The sequence below is a fragment of the Paenibacillus mesotrionivorans genome (assembly GCF_046098205.1).
Lineage (GTDB): Bacteria > Bacillota > Bacilli > Paenibacillales > NBRC-103111 > Paenibacillus_AR > Paenibacillus_AR mesotrionivorans.
The window spans coordinates 234,918-254,355 of record NZ_JBJURJ010000001.1; the positions used below are offsets into that span (position 1 = coordinate 234,918).

A 19,438-nucleotide genomic window follows, 5' to 3' on the forward strand; every position below is an offset into this window, starting at 1 on the left:
ATGCGGGAAGGGAGCAGACGGGAGATTCCCGTTATTTATGAGGACAACCACATTCTCATCGTGGAAAAACCGGTGAACATGCCTACCCAGGCGGATGAGTCCGGCGATATGGACCTCCTGACCGCCCTCAAGGAGGATTTGAAGCTGCGCCACGGGAAACCCGGCAATGTGTTCCTCGGGCTGGTCCATCGCCTGGACCGGCCTGTAGGGGGCGCTATGGTGTTTGCCAAAACCTCCAAAGCCGCCTCCCGGCTTTCGGACACGGTCCGGACCCGGGCCTTCGGCAAGCGGTATCTGGCTGTGGTCCATGGGATGATGCCGCAAAAGAAAGATACCCTGCAGCATTACCTGCTGAAGGACAGCCGCACCAACACGGTGAAGGCGGTGCCTGCCAAGTCCCACCCGGATGCCAAGGAAGCGGTGCTGGACTATGAGGTGCTGCAAGCTGCGGAGGGATTATCCCTGGTGTCCGTGGTGTTACATACAGGACGCTCCCATCAGATCCGCGTGCAGATGGCCGAAAGCGGCTGCCCCTTGTACGGCGACCAGAAGTACGGATCCCGGGTGAACAAACCCGGCCAGCAGCTGGCGCTATGGTCAGTCTGGCTGTCCTTCGAGCACCCCACCCTGCGGGAGCCTACGAGCTTCTCCTCCCGGCCGCCGCAGGAGTTTCCCTGGTCCTTGTGGGCGGAGGAGCATCTGACGGAAACGGGGCCGGGGCATTAGTTTCTGGGGGCGCCACTTCAGCCTTCTCCGTCTTCTCTTAGCCGCCTCCAGAAATGATAGCGGACAACAAATGTCGGCTATTCGCTGGAAGCGGGCCTTCCCGATCCGATAGCAGACATCAAATGTCTGCTATTACCTGCGAAGACCTGTTTTGGGGCTGTTATTTTGCAGTTAACAGACATTTTGTGTCGCTATTCGGGCGGCTGTACCACTATTCGGCCCATTAGCAGACATTTTCTGCCGCTTTCCCACTTTTCTACCGCTGAACGTGGAAAACCATATTCCTGCGGCTTCTATTTCAGAAGCGTGCTTCGGAGGAAATCATGATGCGCAACAAGCTGATTTTGCTGAACACGGACCATTGGGGCTCCGGGGACGAGGCGCTGGGACAAACTCTGCTGGAAACCTACTTTACGCTGCTGAAGCAGAACCAGGAGCCTCCCGCCGCCATCTTTTGTATGCACCGGGGTGTGCTGAATCTTACGGAAACCTCCCTGGTTTCGCTGCACCTGAAGGAGCTCCAGGACAAAGGAGTACCGGTGCTGGCCTGCAAAACCTGTGTGGATTATTACGAAATCGGCGACAAGCTGTATGCCGGTGAAATATCATCTATGAAACGCTTTATCGAGCTCTCTGCTGAGCTTGAGGTGTTTTCTATAGGTTAATACTGGAAGTAAACCAAAAAGGGAACAGAGCCGCCACTGGCGGTCCTGTTCCCTCTTTTGCTATGTCTGCCGTCTCCCGCACGATGCCCGCATTTACAAATTAGCTACCTTGCCCAACAGATACACCAGCAGCTGCTGGTTATGGGAGGAGATCCGGTTCAGATAGGAGTCCAGAAACTGCTTGCGCACCTCCGTCCCTCTTTGGCATTCCTCCACTCCCTTGACCGTGGCCGATACCCAGACGATTCTCCGGTCCTTCTCGTCCCTGACCCGTATAATCAGCCCTGCCTTTTCCATTCTGTCCAGGAGAGTGGTGACTGCAGCCGGTGTAGTGGACAGATGAGGCAAAAAATCCGACGGCTTCATCCTGGTCTCCGGCACCAGAAGCTCCAGTACAGCCAGCTGCCCCTCCGTCAGGGCGGGGCTCAGCTCCGTCTCCATGTGGGTTTTCAAATCCCGGGACATCTTGGACCATAACTTGCCAAATTCCTGTGTGTACATAATTTTCCCTCTTTTTCCCATGTGGATTGATGTACCCTGATTATACCATCCCTATTTTGCGAAAAAAAGGTTAATGCTCTAAATAATTTAGCCCATGAATCGACGAAGTCAGGAACCAAGCGCTGTTTTTCAACATATGCTTTATTGAAATACCGGGACATTCGCCTGGTTTTGTCGGAGGCATGTTCCATTCACCTTGCAATACTGGGAGGGACTTCTATGGAGCTGGAGCAATGGAAAACGGAAATCATCAAACGCGCCTTGGCTGAAGGTTTAATTCATGATCCCGGCTGGCTGGAAAAAAAAGACGAGCCCATGCCCGTATGGGCGGTGCTCGAAGTGGCCCTGCTATTGTTAGAAAAGCTTGATCCGCCTTGTGCTACCTACGACTGAAGCGCCGGCAGGCGGATGACGGAGGTGACATGGGTGCCCTTGACTACGGGAATCAAGCTCATACCTACCGATTTCCGGTCCTCGATGGCGGTTTCCTCCGTAGTGAATACATGACGGTCATCATTCGTGTTTACGGCCATGAGCGCAAAGGGCGTTTTCACCGCAAAACCGGCGATAAGCGAAGAGCCGTTGGGACGCACCCGTTTGCCTTCCTTGAATTCGAAGGTAATAACGCCCTTTCCACCCCGTCCCTGCAAGGGATAATCAAAGACGAAGGAACGTTTGGCATAGCCCAGATCGCTGACCACCAGAATTTCGCCTTCCTCGCCGCGGACCCATTCCGCCGCCACAACCTCATCCTCTTCGCGCAGCTGAAGCCCTCTGACGCCTCCGGCTGCCCGGCCCATAGCGTTTACCTCCGACTCCTGGAAGCGGATGCTCATGCCAAGCTTGCTGATCAGAACCAGATCACGGCTGTTATCCGAGAGCTCCACCTTCAGCACCTCGTCGCCGTCCGCCACCTTGCAGGCTACAATGCCGTTGGTGCGAACCGTCTCGTATTCCTTCAGATCCGTACGTTTGACCTGCCCTTTTTTGGTGACGAACACCAAAGACTTGTCCTGATCCTGGAAGCTCTTCAGCGGAATAACGCTGACCGGCTGGTCATCCTTCGGAATCGGAATTACATTGACCAGGGCGGTCCCGTTGTCCTTCCACTTAAACTCGGGAATCTGATGGACCGGCAGCATGTAATACTGTCCCTTTTTGGTAAAGATCAGAAGCTTCTCCACCGTATTCACTTCCAGCAGATGCTTCAAATAATCTCCGGCCTTCAGCCCCGTGCTGCCGATATCCCCGCCGGAGCGGGTAAAGCTCAGCTTGCTAATCCGCTTGATGTATCCCTCGTGGGACAAGGTAACCAGCACATCCTCCGCTGTTACCAGGACCTCCACATTCACCTTCAGCTCCTCTACCTCACCCTGGATTTCCGAGCGGCGGTCGATGCCGTATTTGTCGCGGATCTCCATCAATTCACCCTTAATCACCTTGATGAGCTTGACCGGACTGGAGAGAATCTCACGCAGGTTTCCGATGAGCTTCTGCAGCTCCCGGTGCTCCTTCTCCAGCGCGTGGATCTCCAGATTGGTCAGTCTGTACAGCTGCAGGGTGAGAATCGCATCGGCCTGGCGCTCTGTGAAGCCGTATTGCTCCACCAGGTTCTTCTGGGCGTCGGCACGGTTCTTGGAGGCCTTGATGGTGGCAATCACCTCATCCAGTATGTTGAGCGCCTTTACCAGCCCTTCTAAGACGTGTGCGCGGTCCTCTGCCTTCTCCAGCTCATATTGGGTCCGCCGGGTCACCACTTCCTTCTGGTGGGCGATATACGCCTCCAGAAGCGCCTTAAGGCCCAATTGCATGGGGGTCTTGTTGACGATAGCCACCATGTTGAAGTTATAAGCTACCTGAAGATCGGTTTTTTTGAGCAAAAAGGCGAGGATCCCCTGGGCGTCCGCTTCCTTCTTCAACTCAACGACGATCCTGAGGCCGGCCCGTCCGCTTTCGTCCCGGACCTCGGCAATGCCCTCCACCTTTTTCTCCAGGCGGAGATTCTCGATGGCTGTCACCAGCCGGGATTTCACTACCTGGTACGGAATCTCTGTAATGATAATCTGCTGGCGGCCGCCGCGCAGATCCTCGATGGCAGTGCGGGAGCGCAGATAGATGCGTCCTTTGCCTGTGCGGAACGCCTCCTTGATGCCTTCGCCGCCCATAATAATGCCGCCGGTGGGGAAGTCCGGCCCCTGGATGATGGTCATCAGCTCCTCCAGCGTGGTATCCGGCTTCTCCATCAGCATGATGGCCCCTTGGATCACCTCACGGAGGTTATGAGGAGGAATTTCCGTAGCGAAGCCGGAGGAAATGCCGCTGACCCCGTTGACCAGCAGATTGGGGTAACGGGAGGGCAGAACTGTTGGCTCCTTGGCGGTATTGTCGAAGTTATCCTTAAACAGCACCGTCCGTTTGTCGATATCCCGGAGCAGCTCCATGGCAATTTCCGACAAGCGCGCTTCCGTATACCGCATGGCGGCAGCGGGATCATCATCCATCGAGCCCCAGTTGCCGTGGCCGTCCACCAGGACATGTCCCATCTTCCATGGCTGAGCCATCCGCACCATGCCTTCATAGATGGAGGAGTCGCCATGGGGATGGTAATTGCCCATTACATCGCCCACGGTTTTGGCCGACTTGCGGTATGGCTTGTCCGGCGTATTGCCCGACTCATACATGGCATAGAGAATCCGCCGCTGCACCGGCTTAAGCCCGTCGCGCACATCGGGAATGGCCCGGTCTTGAATAATATATTTAGAATAACGGCCGAACCGGTCTCCCACAACCTCCTCCAGGAAGGCCGGCATAATTTGCTCCATCATACTCAACGCGTATCACCACTTTCTCTGTAATAACATGGTCCGTCCCGCAGGGTGGATATGTTATGGAAGCCTCGAAATTGGCAGAGCCAATTTGAGGGATAAAACTGTAATAACATGGTCCGTCCCGCTGGACGGATATGTTAATTTCCCACAAAGTAAAGAATGCCTACGAGGCTTAATCCTGTTACTTTGCGGGGACTCCAAAAAGCAAAATATCTAACGGAACGGAGAGACGCTATATGTCGGAAAACAGCATCCCTAGAATTCTAACGGCGGGTAGGGACGCTATTTGCCGCAAACACGCCTATTGCAAGCATCTTTACGCGTAATAGCGGCGCTCACTTCCCTTAGAAACGCCCAAGCCTCATTTTTAGCCAAATAGCGGCTGTGGCATCCGTTAGAACAAACATAACCTGATAACCCTCTACTCCTCGAACTCGGTAAAATCCACGTTCTCCACAATCCAGCGCTTCCGCGGCTCCACCTTGTCTCCCATCAGCGTGGACACTCGACGTTCCGCCTTGGCGGCATCCTCAATCTGCACCTGGTACAGCATCCTGCCGGCCGGGTCCATGGTGGTTTCCCACAGCTGCTCCGGGTTCATCTCGCCCAACCCCTTGTAGCGCTGGAGCTCATAACCCTTACCCAGCTCCTTGGCGGCCTGCTGCAGCTCCTCGTCGGAGAACACATATTTCAGCATGCTGTTTTTGCCGGATTTTTTGGAGATTTTATATAACGGCGGATTGGCGATGTACACCCGGCCCGTATCGATCAGTGGCTTCATATACCGGTAAAAGAAGGTCAGAAGCAGCACCTGGATGTGGGCCCCGTCCGTATCCGCATCCGTCATAATAATAATCTTGCCGTAATTGGACTCCTCCGGATCAAACTCAGAACCAACTCCCGCCCCGATGGCGGAAATAATCGCCTTGTATTCGTCGTTCTTCAGAATATCCGCTAGCTTGGCTTTTTCCGGATTCATCGGTTTACCCTTCAAGGGCAGAATCGCCTGATGCTTGGAATCCCGGCCCTGCTTGGCTGAACCGCCGGCGGAATCACCTTCCACAATGAACAGCTCATTGTTGGCGTAATCCTTGGATTGGGCAGGAGTCAGCTTCCCGTTCAGGTTGGAGCTTTCACCTCTGCCTTTTTTGCCGCTGCGGACTTCCTCCCTGGCCTTACGTGCCGCTTCCCGGGCTTTGGAGGCTTGGACAGCCTTCTTCAGAAGAGCTTGCCCGATTTGCGGATTCTCCTCCAGGAATACCCCCAGCTTGTCCGACACCACGGAATCCACCGCACCCCGTGCCGACGCGCTGCCCAGCTGGTCCTTGGTTTGGCCGACAAATTCGACCTCGCCCATTTTGACATTGATAACCGCCATCATGCCTTCCCGCAGATCCGCACCCTCCAGATTCTTATCCTTCTCCTTCAGGATGGACGCCTTTCGGGCATATTCATTCATCACCCGGGTGAAAGCGGTCTTAAAACCAGTTTCATGGGTACCGCCGCCCCGCGTGGGAATCGAGTTTACGAAGGACGCAATGGTTTCGGTATAGCCGTCATTGTATTGAAGGGCTACCTCCACCTCAATATCCTCTTTTTCCGCATAAAAATGGATCACCGGATGAAGCACCGTCTTATCCTCATTCAGGAACTCCACAAACTGGCTGGCACCGCCCTCGTAGAGGAAGGCATCCTCCCGGCCGCTGCGCTCATCCTTCAGGGTAATATTCAGTCCCGAGTTCAAAAAGGCGATTTCCTGAAGGCGTTCGGACAAGGTGTCATAGCTGACCGCAATCCCGGCGGCGAAGACCTTCACATCCGGCTTAAAGGTTACACTGGTACCGGTGCGGTTGGTATTGCCCAGCACCTCAAGACCGGTAACCGGCTCGCCGACATGCTCGTTGCCCTTTTCGTCCACCCAGGATTGAAAACGCATCCGGTGAGTTTTGCCCTCCCGCCAGATGGTGACCTCCAGCCATTCGGACAGCGCATTGGTTACCGATGCGCCAACACCGTGAAGTCCCCCGGATTTTTTGTAGCCGGAGCCGCCGAACTTGCCGCCGGCATGAAGAACGGTGTACACCACCTGAGGAGTTGGCACGCCGGTTTTGTGCATGCCTGTAGGCACTCCGCGTCCGTTATCCTTAACCGTTACGGAATGATCCTTATGAATGGTTACTTGAATTTCCGTGCAGTATTTGGCCAGGTGCTCGTCCACCGCGTTATCCACGATTTCCCACACCAGGTGGTGAAGCCCCGAAGGACCGGTGCTGCCAATGTACATCCCGGGGCGCTTCCGGACGGCCACAAGGCCCTCCAGCACCTGGATATCATCTGCATCGTATCCGCTAGCTTGGGTTTGTCCCGCATTTACAAACAACTCTATCTGTTCCGCCATCGGCGTGCCTCACCTTCGTTTCTTAAGTCAAAAACCAACCCTCTGCCAACCTATGCTGTGCGCTCCTTAGAGCATTTCTGCAACCCTGCTTATGGAGCGGTTAACGGAAGCATTCTTCCGTTAATTGCCGCGTGAGCGCTGACAGCGGGGCCTTAGCGGAAGGAGTTTTCCGCTATTTCTTACTCCGGCCATGTCTTTGGGACCTGTGGTGCCCTTTAGCGGAAGTTCACTTCTGCTATTTACCCTGCCGTGGCCGGAGCGCTGCGATAGCGGAAGGTATCTTCCGCTATTGTCTCAATACAGCCGGCTACAAGCGGATAGAGGAAGCCTCTTTTCCGCTATGACGCCTAAAACTCGATCTCTAGGCATCCATACGGTGCAATAGCGGAAAAACCCCTGCCGTTATCGCATGATTCCCTTGTTTTCGCAGGAAATAAAGGAAACTCCCCTTCCGCTATCAGCCGGCTCATGTGTGAGTCGGCATCATAAACTTCCGCTAAAGACGTACCCGCTTCCTGATTTGCTTCGACAATAGTTTATTTTACCGCACTCACTTTGGGATGCTTCTTGGCTTATGCTTCGTGAGTCGGCATCATAAACTTCCGCTAAAGACGTACCCGCTTCCTGATTTGCTTCGACAATAGTTTATTTTAATTTAAAACATCACGCTTTGTAAACACCGTGTATGCGGCGACCAGTGCGCCAACCGCCCAGACCGTGAGCACAACCAGGGAGAAAGTCAGCGTTAATCCCGGGATGGACGGCAAATCCCCCGTGAGAAAATCAATCGTGCTCAGGTTCAACATAAACAGATATTTGGCGCTGGTCCAGGAGGAGGCCATCTCCGACAAAATCGTCCCGGCGATCAGAGTAGCCAGCATGATGCCCATGCCTGCCGCGGTGCTGCGGACCAGGACGGATACCATCAAAGTGATGCAAGCGACCACCACCAGCGGATACCAGGCCAGCCCATATTCCATCAGGATAAATTTCCATTGGGCGACGGTGTAAACATCAGCCGTAGACAGCTCGTCACCCACCACACGGTAACCCACCAGCACAGGCTCCCCCCAGCCGTGAAAGCCGAAAACTGTTCCCGACACCACATAGCTCACCAGCCCAATCAAGAAGGTAATCAGGGAGACAAACATAATAAGCGCTATCAGCTTGCTTGTCAACACCTTCCATCGGGCGACGGGCCGCGTCAGGAGCAGCTTGATGGTACCGGAGGAATGCTCCGAGGATACCAAATCCGCACCTACCACCGCAATTAGCAGGGGGACGAACAGGGACAGCGCATTCTTCATAAACTCCCGGGTAAAGGTTACTCCGTTGGGCGTGCTGGGATTCACATTTTTCTCCAGGGCATATTCAATCCGGGTCATCTCCACCCGCATATACTTCTTCCAATCCTCGGAAATCCGCGGGCTGGACATGCGGTTGGTCATATCCTTCAGCCGCTGCTCTGCCTCAATCCTCCAGTTACTGGTGCCGAACTGTTTTTCCCGCTCCGCCGACACCCGGTACTGGGCGTAGGTGAACATAGGAATCAGCACCAGCAGGATCAGGACAACTACTAGCAGACGGCGTTTTTTGATCAGCTTGATCGTCTCATTCTGAATCAGGGGATATAGGCTACTCAATGCGTTCACCCTCCGTCAGGCGCAGGAAGAGCTCCTCCAGCGTCGGATGTTTGATGGATACCTCATACAAGGACACCCCGTGATCCTGAAGTGACCGGGATACGGCCGGAATATCGGCAGTGTTCATTTCCGTACGAATGCCCTTCTCCGCTCCAGTCCCCTGCAGCTCCGTCTGGAGCGAATCCCCATCCTCTGTCAGGTGCACGTCAGCGAATTTCTCCATGACCTGCAAGGCAGTCTCCCGGGGAGTTGCATGCCACATGACAGTGCTGATACTCTTCTCGATCAAATCCTTCACCTCACCGACAGCGATCACCTGGCCATGGCTGATAATCGCCACCCGGTCGCACATCAGCTGGATTTCGGAGAGCAGATGGCTGGATACAAATACACTCAACCCGTCCTGCGCCAGCCTGCGGATAAACTCCCGCATCTCCTTGATGCCCTGGGGGTCCAAGCCGTTAGTGGGTTCGTCCAAAATCAGCAGCTTGGGGGAACCCAGCAAGGCTTGGGCAATGCCCAGACGCTGGCGCATGCCGAGGGAATACGTTTTGACCTTATCCCCAATCCGCTGCTCCATTCCTACAATGGCCACCACCTCGCGGATTCGCGCCTCCGTAACGCCGGGAATCATCCGGGCAAAATGCTCCAGGTTTTCCCATCCCGTCAAGTAAGGGTACAGCTCCGGATTCTCCACAATACAGCCGATCTGGCGCAAGGCCTCAAATGGCTTGTTCTGCAGCGGAAGCCCGCAAATTTCGATGCTGCCCTCGGTGGGACGGATCAGATTCACCAGCATCCGGATGGTGGTGGTTTTGCCCGCTCCATTGGGGCCGAGAAACCCGAACACCTCTCCCGCACCTACATCAAAGCTGACGCCCTTGATAATCCACTTATTGCGGATCTTCTTCTTCAAATTGCGGACGGATAGCACCGCTTCCCTGGTTACCATAAGCTTCAGCCTCCTGTCCGGATGACCTGCGCCACACGTGCGGCAATTTCCGCGTAGGCGGCAGTATTGGGATGAAACAGATCCGTATAAAGCATAGACCGGCCAAAATTCTGAAACAGATCATAAGTAGGCACAACTGTCACATTGGAATGGCGGTTGGCTGCCACAAAGGCGGCATTGTTCCAGCGTCCGATCCATTCGGCCGCCTGGCGCTCCGGATCAAATTCGGCGAAGGGATGGTATAACCCTACATATACAATTTGAGCTTTTGGATTGGCAGCAGCCAGCTTGTCGATAATCGTCTCCAGCCGGGTGATGGAACCTGGGAATTCTTTAGCCAAAGCAGCATAATCAAAGGATATATCTCCCGGAAGGGAAGTGCCTCCCGCCTGTGAAGTGGCGTTGCCCGCAGGAGATGCGGCAGGTGCAGGGCTGGAGGCTCCGTTAAAGCCCACAATCCTAGTCGCGATCCGGTTAAGGTCATTCCCGCCAATAGTAAACAGAATAATGTCAGCTTGAGCGATATAATCCTGGGCAGTGGGTTTGGCGATGTCCGTCAGCATATCCGTTGTGGTGGCTCCGCTGACCGCATAATTCCACACATACACAGGTTTGCCGGTTTTGTCTTCCAGCTGCTTCTTCACCTTGCCTACATACCCCTCGGCATCGTCATCCCCCACCCCACGGGTAAGCGAATCCCCCAAAGCCAGAATTTGCAGCTTGTCCTGACGGTCAGGTGCCGGTGTAGACGTCCCTGCAGCGGATTCCGGCGTTTCACCCCGGGGATACAGTACGGTTTTGATGCCATATACCAGACCGGCCGCCAGCACAAGGGTAGTTAAAAGTCCGGCTGTCCCGGCAATCCGCCAGAGCACACGGGTATTGCTCATGTCAGAAGTCCCCCATTTCCCAACTGCTTGTGTGTGTCCGAACATCTTGGAGTTTTCAAACTCACCCTAATTACATCGGATAAAGTAAGAGTAAGTGTTCCTGCCGCAATTTGCAAATACATGAAAATTCATCATGGGACTTTTCCCATAGCGGTTGCTCTACCTAGGACGAAAAAAAAGAAGCCGTACAAACGGCTTCTAGTGAACGACATTTTCCTGGGCGGGGATAAAGATTTCGAACACGTCACCGTGCTGGAGAATCGTAATATCCTTGGACTTGACCTTCATCACGACCACGTCGGGCTTGGCCTTCATCCGCTCAATATAATGCTCCGGCACTTCTCCGGCTTCGCTGACGGTGACGCCTTCAATTACGCGCTCTTCATTATCCTTAAAGGGAATGTTCAGCACTTCTTCATAGATATCGGAGAAAAGCTCAAAATTCTTGGTGTATACGGCGATGCACTTCAATGTAATCCCATCCTTTGAATGTTCAAGTCAATACAGTGGAAGAACCGGTACTGCTTTCCTTAGATTTCCTGTTTCCGCCGGTTTTCATACGTTTCTTGCCTTCTTTGCAGACATCCAGCAGCGGACATATGCCGCAGGCGGGATTCTGCGCCTTGCAATGGTAACGGCCGAAAAAAATCAGCCGGTGATGCGTCAGGGTCCATTCATCCCGGGGAACACCCGCCATCAGGTGCTTCTCCACCTCCAGGACCGAATCGGTCTCCTTGGCGATGCCGAGACGTTTAGAAACACGCTCCACATGCGTATCCACAGCTATGGCAGGTACGCCGAATGCATTGGATACCACAACATTAGCCGTTTTGCGGCCTACCCCGGGAAGCTTGACAAGCTCTTCATGGGCCTCCGGGATTTGTCCATGATAATTCTCCAGCAGGATCCGGCACAAGCTCTGGATATTCTTCGCTTTGTTCCGGAACAGGCCGATGCGTCTGATGTCCTCCTCCAATTCGGAGACGGGGACAACAATATAATCCTCGGGCGTACGGTATTTCTGAAAAAGGGTTGCGGTCACTTTATTCACCGTCTCGTCCGTACATTGGGCGGACAGCAATACGGCAATGGTCAACTCGAAGGGATTCGAGTGATTCAGCTCACAATGGGCATCAGGAAACATCTCGGCAATGGTATCCAGGATATGACGCAACTGCTTTTTGTTCATACGGCGGTCTTCACCTCCGATGATTGCCGTACCTACCTTGGTGCCTGCAGAACGTCAAGAATTATTTTAGATAAACCAAAGTTTAACGAAAAACCATTGGTAAATCAATGCTATAGTTCAAAGAAAATCGAATATTTTCGGAACAATGGCAAGATTTAACGTGAAAAGTCGTCTTTTGGCGGTTTTCGTCCTTGAAAAAACCGCCAAGCTTGCGGAATCCCGCGTGCTTGACGGCTCATTGTGCTTAATGCTGAAAATAATGAGAACAGCTTAGGACTGAATATCCACTTCCACGATTTTACCGTTAATCAGGTACAGAGTTACGGTTTTACCTGAAGGAATGCTTGCCGGTGAATAGGAAATGGAGCCCTGATGGACATATGCCTTGGTATGGAATGGATAATTGCGCGATTCGCCCAGGCTTTCCCGAAGCACATACAGATTGTTTGTTGCGGTATCATAATAGTCGGTCTTGCGGACCAAGGAGGTGGCGGTATAAATGGTGTACACGCCGTCCTGCCCCTTAACGGCCTCCACACGGTCGCCGGCCTTCAGGTCTGCCAGTGTGGTGTCGGATAAGCTTGTACGCTTCACAACGGCTGTTGTACCCACTTCCAGTGTTCTGCCGGCGGAGCCTGCCTCTGAAATGGTTACTTTACCTGCCGCGGCGTCCACAGACAGCACATTTCCTCTGGATACGGAGGCTGCCTGCACCTTCTCAATGGTGGTGCCTTTGTAGTGCATGATATAGGGATCCTCATTGGACATGGAGTCGATGGTGATCTCCTGGCCGTTCATATTATAAATCTTGGTTGAATATGGCAGGGTCAGCGTAGTGGAGCCGTTCAACGGGTCACGAAGAGTCAGCTGCCGGTTGCTGCCGCTTTTGTTGGCCAGGTAAACCAGAAACGTGCGGGAAACCTCTACCATACTGATATTAGTGCCGGTGGAATCCAGCATGATGGTCACAGGTTCACCGACGATCAAGTCAGTAATGGCAGGGTTGGATTTGTTGGGAATCACAATTCCTACAGCCGTTCCTAAATTCAAGGTTAAATACTGTTCGCCCATTTTCAGTGTAATGGTCCTCGCAAGCGGCGATACCTGTGCAATTGTGCCTTGGTAGTTGTATACAATGCTGATTTTCTTCACTTTCTTTTCCGAAGAAGCCGTAATATCGATTTTTCTGCCTTCGGTCAAGTTGGAGGTCCCCAAAGTGAAGGTCGTGGTGGTGCCGTATAGCTCAAACACGGTCGTGTCCGACAGCTCGTACAGTTCTTTTTTGCCGGCCTGATTGGTCACGATCAGAACCTTGCCTTTGGCATCATAGCTAAACACGGTGTTCATGTATTCCGTTTGTAATGCGCGGCTAGTGGCGATGGCCTCAATCACATTATTATTATCATCCAGAATCAGCTTCACTTCGTCATCTATTTCCAGATCCCTGAAGGTAGTAAACTCCATGCCGGGAATAGTGACCTTCAAGTTGTTATCAAAGGTATAAAGTGCAGGTTTGCCTTTAGATGTACTAAAGATCGTAATGTATTTATAGTTCTTGTCTTCCTTGATATCCGTAATCCGGCCCTTGTCGCTGGGCGGCTCATAGGCCTCCAGCATGGTCATTTCCGTCAGTACATCCGTATTGATGACGAAGGAGATCTTGTCCTTGGCTTTAATGGCCGAGATATCCCCGCCTGCAGCACCCGCATAATACGTTACGGTAGTGGCCATGGGATAGGTTGCCGTGGAGCCGTCAGTTTCGCGGACGGTGATCTTCTTGTCCGTCAGATTGACGGATTGGATCACCCCTTCCGCTGTTTTGTTCAGCGGAATATGCTTCACGGTAATGGACGTATATTTGGCCTTGCTGCCGGTTCTGTGCAGCGTCAGCACAGTTCCGGGAACCAAGTCGCTTGAGGCCAAACCCTTGCCGTCCTTGTCCACAATGGACAAGGGGATTTGGATTTGGGCTGTAATTTCCTTGCCGTTGCTCTTCATCACAACCTGGGAGGTATTGAAGTCCAGACTTACAAGCGTACCGTCCAAAATATTGGCCGCCTGTCCGTTCTCTTCAATAACCTCTGCAAACAGCACACTGCCGTCCTTCACGACGATAAACAGCTTATTGCCCTGCTTAAGGGACTGCGCTGTGGAAGGTGCGGATTGGTTCAGACCGTAGAACACCGTATCTGCGGTAAAGCCGAAGGTTTTCTGGTCGCCGTAGTCATCGCCTAAAACAACGGCTTTGTCGGTGATGCTGTCCACAATCCCCAGACCGGAGATGTCCGTGGAATCCATATACGGGCTTGTCCGGCTCAGGAAGGTGGCCATTTCGGCGCGGGTTACGGATTTGGCGGGCTTGAAGGTGCCGTCATCCAAACCATCCACAATCTTCAGTGCTACTGCTTGGTTAATAAAACCTCTTGTGGATGCGGAGATGTCCGCATCATCCGCGAACTTGGTTGCTTGGTTTGCCAGCTCATTGGCTTCGGCCTGCTTGCCGATAGACCGGATGACAAGCTTGGCCACCCAATCCCGGGAGGCCTGGCGGGTACCCCAGCCGGATCCCGAGACAGCGGATTCCTCCGGGTAGGAGATGATTCCTTTTTCCAAGGCCATAAACAGATATTTCTTGGCGTAGTCGGATACCTGCAGATCGGAGGCAAAGGCGGGCAGCTCACCCGCCGCTTGCTCCAGTCCCATCATCCGCACCAGCATGGTAACCACTTCCTCCTGGGTTACGGAGCTGCTCGGATCATAAATGCCAACTGATTTGCCGTCCACAATCCCCAGCAAAGCCAGCTTGGTTATGTACTTATTGGCCCAATGGGAGACGGGCACATCCGTAAATTTCAGGTTGGGCTTCGTGTAGGCATTCTGGACTGTTGACTGTGGAGCGGTAGTGTCGTTAAGGGCTGCCATTGCGGTCGTACCCAAGGTCAGACTTGCCGTAAGCAAGACGATCACAGCTTTTGTCGCTCTTTTTTTCAAAGTGATTGTTCTCCTCTCTATCTGTCTCTCCAAAGATTAACGCTTAAACCACTCGGGAAGCTCAAAATGGCCCATTAGGGATTCGGGCTTTTTGCCGTTCACCAGAATCTCGAAGGTTTCCACTTCGTTGAATTGGAACAGGGTTTTGCGGAATGCATCCAGCAGAAGTCCTTCTCCGGCGGAGCCCAGCCTGTCCTCATCGGGCAGATTCAAATTGACGGACAGCTTGCCTGAATCCAGTTTGGCGGACAAAAAGGTGGTTTGGGGACACAAGGATACCGCATCGGCAGACGGGCTTTTCTTCAGGGTGTTCAACGCAGCCAGATACTTGTTCTCATCCTTGTCGAACTTGATATTGACCTGCTTTTCCACCAAAGCCGTATTATCGCCGTTGGCTTGGCCGAAATACGCCTTGATGGCCACCTCCTTCTCCTGTACGGGAGAAGGTGTTGCGGGAGCAGCGGACTGGGAGGGCGCCACCGAAACGGCGGGCGTACCTGTTGCTGATGGGGTGGAAGCAGCATTCCTCTCCTTGGCTCCGCAGCCAACGGCCACTAGCGATAGAGAAACGGCAACTCCCAGCAGTATACATATTCTTCTGTTCAAGTATCAATCCCTCCTTATGGAATCTGCAAATATTCCCGGATGCCCGCGGCGATGGCCTCGGCTGTCTGGAGCTGGAGCTTCTCCGTAAATAAAGCGGCTTCCTCTTCAGGGCTGGAAAGATAGCCAATTTCACAAAGCACCGCAGGCATGACGGTTCGTAGGGTCACCCGGAGATCATTCTTGCGCACACCCCGGTCATTGAAGCCGGTAGCAGGCAAAATGCGGCTGTGCAGAATATCAGCCAAAGCGCGGCTTTCATCCCTGGAGTAATAGGTCTCCGTTCCGCTGACGGTAGCTTTGTTGAAGCTATTGGCATGTACGGATACAAAAACATCCGCATTCAGCCGGTTGGCGAAATCCGCCCGTTCGTTCAGTTCCACAAACGTATCATCCTGCCGTGTCAGCTTCACCTGAAGGTTGGGGATGTTCTCCAGCGCCTTGGCGATTTTGAGCACCATGGACAGGTTGAAGTCCTTTTCCTTACGGCCGGTGATTTTGGAGATTGCCCCGGGATCTCCGTCACCGTGGCCGGCATCCAGTACCACAAGGAAATTATACCCCTTCATGGCGATGGTAAGCTCGGCCGGGTTCCTGCCTTCTAATAAAGTATAGTCGATTTTCTGCTTCAGGTCGACTACGATTCGGACTGTAGGCGGCTGGTCCTGGAATTGAGAGAACCGGATCCGCTCGGAGAATTCAGCCGAAATGGCCAATTCATTGACTTGTTCAACCGCCTTTCCGTTCACCGTTTGAGCCAGGCGGGCGCCGGGTAAATCGATAACAAGACGCGACGGGTTGGACAGATGGGTGAACACCGGCTGAGGCACAGCACGGTCGGCCGTTATGGCCATACGCCCATCTGAGAAGCTGATGGTTTGAATGACGGAAACCACATGATCAGGCCCCGTAGACGGGGATGTGCCCGGTGTTGCTCCGGGAGCAATTGTTGAACCGGGCAAAGTCGGCGATGACGAACCGGATGGTTTGGATGTTGGCGTAGAAGACGGCATAATGGATGCCGATGATGATGCCGATGGTGACGGTTTAGGTGTTGCGGCAGGACTGGGTGTTTCCGTTGCAGCCGGCGGGATCGACGCTCCCGCTTTGGGCGGCTCCGAGCTTTGCCCGCCGGAAACCGGGATGGAGCTGCTTTTGTCAAACAGAAATACAGACCGTGTCAGGTTGTCCCACTGGACATCCATGCCCAAATTCTCTGTTACGAACCGGACCGGCAAAAGGGTAGTACCGCTGTCTAAAACCGGGGCAGTTTCCAGCTTGAATGCCGCTCCGTTGACACTGGCGACGGGGTTGTTGATGGCCAATTGCAGAAGTGCTCCATCACGCTTGATGGTAACCTGCTGCTTTTCCTGATTCCACGAGACCTCTGCCCCCAGCTCCTCCGAGATAATCCGGACCGGAACAAGAGTCAGATCATTGACAATCCGCGGCGGCACCTCCGGCACAAGCTCCGTGCGGTTCAGGAAAAGCCGGACTTGGTTGTCCGCGGCATAGCTTGTCCCTCCCCCTCCGCTCCACATGAGCACCAACAATACAGCACCGACCAACGCTGTTACAAGTTTCTTCATGATTCACCTCTGCATGCTGTTCTCGCGACAGGGGCTGGCAAAATAACCCTCTGTACCGTCATCATATAGACGCGGTAAATCGCATTTTGTTGCGTACTTTGGAAGAAAATCCCCCTTCTTCTGCAGGAGCCCCCAGCCCCCTCAGCGATAGACGCCAAAAACTCCCTGATCCTCGCGGACAGGGAGTTTTTCACGCCGTTTAATCAGTTGGCTTCACTTAAGCGTTGGAACCTAAACGGTAGGCATGTTTGCCCTCGTAAGCGGTAATGGCGTCCTCATGCTGGAGGGTCAGGCCGATATCGTCCAGGCCCAGCAGCAGAAATTGGCGGCGGTGCTCGTCAAGCTCGAAGGGAATACGCAGGCCGGCAGCGTCCGTGATCACCTTGTTTTCCAGGTCCACAGTCAGCTGGTAGCCCTCCTGGGCGTTTGACCGCTGGAACAGCTCCTCCACCTGCTCTTCGCTGAGCTTGATGGGCAGGATGCCGTTTTTGAAGCAGTTGTTATAGAAAATATCAGCGTAGGATGGGGCGATAATCACCTTAAAGCCAAAGTCCTGGATGGCCCATGGTGCATGCTCACGGGAGGAGCCGCAGCCGAAGTTGGCCCGGGACAGCAATACGGAAGCGCCCTGGTAACGCGGTTTGTTCAGGTTAAATTCGGCGATTTCCTTGCCAGCCTCGTCGAACCGCCATTCGAAGAACAGGTACTGGCCAAAGCCGGTCCGTTCGATCCGTTTCAAAAATTGCTTGGGGATGATGGCATCGGTGTCCACATTAACGCGGTCAACCGGTCCAACAAGACCTGTATGAGTTTTAAAAGCTTCCATGATAGAAGACTCCCTTCGGCGCTGGTTTCAATCCATTACGTTGTTTAGGCCAGAAACTGCCAGTTGCGGACATCAGTGAACTTACCGTTGATGGCTGCCGCTGCGGCCATTTCCGGGGATACCAGATGGGTGCGTCCGCCCCGTCCCTGACGTCCTTCGAAGTTGCGGTTGGAGGTGGAGGCGCAGCGTTGGCCCGGTACCAAAACATCGGGGTTCATAGCCAAGCACATGCTGCAGCCCGCATCGCGCCATTCAAAACCGGCTTCGGTAAAGATTTTGTCCAAACCTTCCTTCTCCGCCTGAGCCTTCACCCGGCCGGAGCCCGGAACAACCATAGCCTGCACGTTGGAGCTTACCTTGTAGCCCTTGGCGACCTTGGCAGCTGCCCGCAGATCTTCGATACGGCCATTGGTGCAGGAGCCGATGAATACCACATCCACGGGGATATCGGACATAGGCGTCCCCGGTGTAAGTCCCATATATTCAATGGCCTTCTCGGCCGCCTTGCGTTCATTTTCGGTGGTAAATTCGGCAGGCACCGGTACGGTGTCGCTAATACCTGCGCCCATACCCGGGCTGGTTCCCCAGGTAACCTGCGGGATCAGGGAATCCGCATCAAATTCCACTACGCGGTCATATACCGCACCTTCGTCCGAAACCAGGTTTTTCCACTCGCTGATGGCTTGCTCGAAGGCTTCGCCTTGGGGAGCGTATTGCCGTCCGCGGAGATACTCGAAGGTTTTCTCGTCGGGAGCGATCAACCCCGCCCGGGCGCCGGCTTCGATGGACATGTTGCACACGGTCATGCGCTCTTCCATGGAGAGGCTGCGGATGGATTCACCGGTATATTCAATAACGTAGCCGGTGGCAAAATCCGTGCCGTATTGGGCGATAACGCCCAGAATCAGGTCCTTGGCGGTAACGCCGGTAGCCAGCTTGCCGTTGATGCGCACCTCAAGGGTTTTGGGCTTCGACTGCTGCAGACATTGGGTAGCCAGCACATGCTCTACCTCGCTGGTGCCGATGCCAAAAGCAAGGGCGCCGAAGGCTCCGTGTGTGGAGGTATGGCTGTCGCCGCAAACGATAGTTTTGCCGGGATGGGTCAGACCCAGCTCCGGGCCCATAACGTGAACAACCCCCTGGTCGATGTGGTCCAGGTCAAACAGGGTGACGCCAAAATCGGCGCAGTTTTTCGAAAGGGTTTCGATTTGCTGCTTGGAAATCGGATCGGTAATATTAAAGCGGTCCTTGGTGGGGACATTGTGGTCCATCGTAGCGAAGGTCAGATCGGGACGGCGTACCTTGCGCCCGGTCAGCCGCAGGCCTTCAAAAGCCTGTGGAGATGTAACCTCATGCACCAGCTGAAGGTCAATATAAATAATGCTCGGTTTGCCTTCCTCCTGGTAGATGACATGATTGTCCCAAATTTTCTCAAACATGGTTTTTTTGCTCATCATTAGCCACCTCTTCATTATCCTGATGATCTATCTCTACACGCCGCCCGGCCAACGGCCGCTGCAGCAATTTCTCCTGCTGTTATCATAGCATTGAATCTCTTCATTGATCCAAGATATAATATCTATAATCGTTATAGTTTTCAACTATAAAAGACTATACCAAAGAACGAACTGACTCTA

Annotated in this window: 16 protein-coding genes; 3 read left to right on the forward strand and 13 right to left on the reverse strand. The window is 53.6% G+C overall.

Translation table 11 applies throughout. From position 1 onward, the window contains the following. Together ACI1P1_RS01100 and ACI1P1_RS01105 are read left to right on the forward strand one after the other, a co-directional pair. Positions 1-726 carry an RluA family pseudouridine synthase gene (locus ACI1P1_RS01100; RefSeq protein ID WP_416214508.1) on the forward strand — a complete coding sequence of 242 codons (726 nt, stop codon included), beginning with the start codon at positions 1-3 and terminating at the stop codon, positions 724-726. A gap of 326 nt (positions 727-1,052) precedes the next feature. Further along, entirely contained in the window at positions 1,053-1,391 is a 339-nt protein-coding gene (locus ACI1P1_RS01105; protein WP_416214774.1) for a DsrE family protein, read from the forward strand. Between the two features lie 93 nt (positions 1,392-1,484). Here the strand turns inward: ACI1P1_RS01105 and ACI1P1_RS01110 are convergent, their stop codons facing one another. Next, positions 1,485-1,892, reverse strand: a complete 408-nt coding sequence (locus ACI1P1_RS01110) for a MarR family winged helix-turn-helix transcriptional regulator (RefSeq protein ID WP_416214509.1) — start codon at positions 1,890-1,892, stop codon at positions 1,485-1,487. Between the two features lie 219 nt (positions 1,893-2,111). Between ACI1P1_RS01110 and ACI1P1_RS01115 the strand changes: the two genes are divergently transcribed. Beyond that, positions 2,112-2,285: a hypothetical protein gene (locus ACI1P1_RS01115; protein ID WP_416214510.1), complete on the forward strand. Its 174-nt coding sequence runs from the start codon at positions 2,112-2,114 to the stop codon at positions 2,283-2,285. On the opposite strand, the gene gyrA is transcribed toward ACI1P1_RS01115, so the two are convergent. The 12 genes from gyrA to leuC all read right to left on the reverse strand — a co-directional run bounded on the left by gyrA (position 2,276) and on the right by leuC (position 19,255). Continuing rightward, positions 2,276-4,723 (reverse strand): DNA gyrase subunit A, encoded by a 2,448-nt coding sequence (gyrA, locus tag ACI1P1_RS01120; RefSeq protein WP_416214511.1) that lies wholly within the window; start codon positions 4,721-4,723, stop codon positions 2,276-2,278. The genes ACI1P1_RS01115 and gyrA overlap by 10 nt on opposite strands. A 418-nt stretch (positions 4,724-5,141) precedes the next feature. Beyond that, positions 5,142-7,118 (reverse strand): DNA topoisomerase IV subunit B, encoded by a 1,977-nt coding sequence (parE, locus tag ACI1P1_RS01125; protein ID WP_416214512.1) that lies wholly within the window; start codon positions 7,116-7,118, stop codon positions 5,142-5,144. Between the two features lie 650 nt (positions 7,119-7,768). Then, positions 7,769-8,761, reverse strand: coding sequence for an ABC transporter permease (locus tag ACI1P1_RS01130; protein WP_416214513.1), 993 nt, complete (start codon positions 8,759-8,761; stop codon positions 7,769-7,771). After that, positions 8,754-9,713: an ABC transporter ATP-binding protein gene (locus tag ACI1P1_RS01135; protein WP_416214514.1), complete on the reverse strand. Its 960-nt coding sequence runs from the start codon at positions 9,711-9,713 to the stop codon at positions 8,754-8,756. Before ACI1P1_RS01135 ends, ACI1P1_RS01130 begins: the two co-directional genes overlap by 8 nt. A 5-nt stretch (positions 9,714-9,718) precedes the next feature. Then, positions 9,719-10,603, reverse strand: coding sequence for a GDSL-type esterase/lipase family protein (locus tag ACI1P1_RS01140; RefSeq protein WP_416214515.1), 885 nt, complete (start codon positions 10,601-10,603; stop codon positions 9,719-9,721). A gap of 198 nt (positions 10,604-10,801) precedes the next feature. Next, positions 10,802-11,074, reverse strand: a complete 273-nt coding sequence (locus ACI1P1_RS01145) for an NAD/NADP transhydrogenase alpha subunit (RefSeq protein ID WP_416214516.1) — start codon at positions 11,072-11,074, stop codon at positions 10,802-10,804. A gap of 22 nt (positions 11,075-11,096) precedes the next feature. Beyond that, positions 11,097-11,792 (reverse strand): endonuclease III, encoded by a 696-nt coding sequence (nth, locus tag ACI1P1_RS01150; RefSeq protein WP_416214517.1) that lies wholly within the window; start codon positions 11,790-11,792, stop codon positions 11,097-11,099. A 270-nt stretch (positions 11,793-12,062) separates the two neighbouring features. After that, complete coding sequence (locus ACI1P1_RS01155) at positions 12,063-14,783, reverse strand: S-layer homology domain-containing protein (protein ID WP_416214518.1); 2,721 nt, start codon at positions 14,781-14,783, stop codon at positions 12,063-12,065. A 36-nt stretch (positions 14,784-14,819) separates the two neighbouring features. Continuing rightward, positions 14,820-15,389 carry a GerMN domain-containing protein gene (locus ACI1P1_RS01160; RefSeq protein ID WP_416214519.1) on the reverse strand — a complete coding sequence of 190 codons (570 nt, stop codon included), beginning with the start codon at positions 15,387-15,389 and terminating at the stop codon, positions 14,820-14,822. Between the two features lie 14 nt (positions 15,390-15,403). After that, positions 15,404-16,975: an N-acetylmuramoyl-L-alanine amidase gene (locus ACI1P1_RS01165; RefSeq protein ID WP_416214520.1), complete on the reverse strand. Its 1,572-nt coding sequence runs from the start codon at positions 16,973-16,975 to the stop codon at positions 15,404-15,406. 217 nt (positions 16,976-17,192) lie between these two features. Then, a complete protein-coding gene (gene leuD, locus ACI1P1_RS01170; RefSeq protein WP_416214521.1) occupies positions 17,193-17,801 on the reverse strand; it encodes a 3-isopropylmalate dehydratase small subunit in 609 nt (202 codons plus the stop codon). Positions 17,802-17,845: 44 nt separating this feature from the next. Next, positions 17,846-19,255 (reverse strand): 3-isopropylmalate dehydratase large subunit, encoded by a 1,410-nt coding sequence (gene leuC, locus ACI1P1_RS01175; RefSeq protein WP_416214775.1) that lies wholly within the window; start codon positions 19,253-19,255, stop codon positions 17,846-17,848. Positions 19,256-19,438 lie beyond the last annotated feature (183 nt).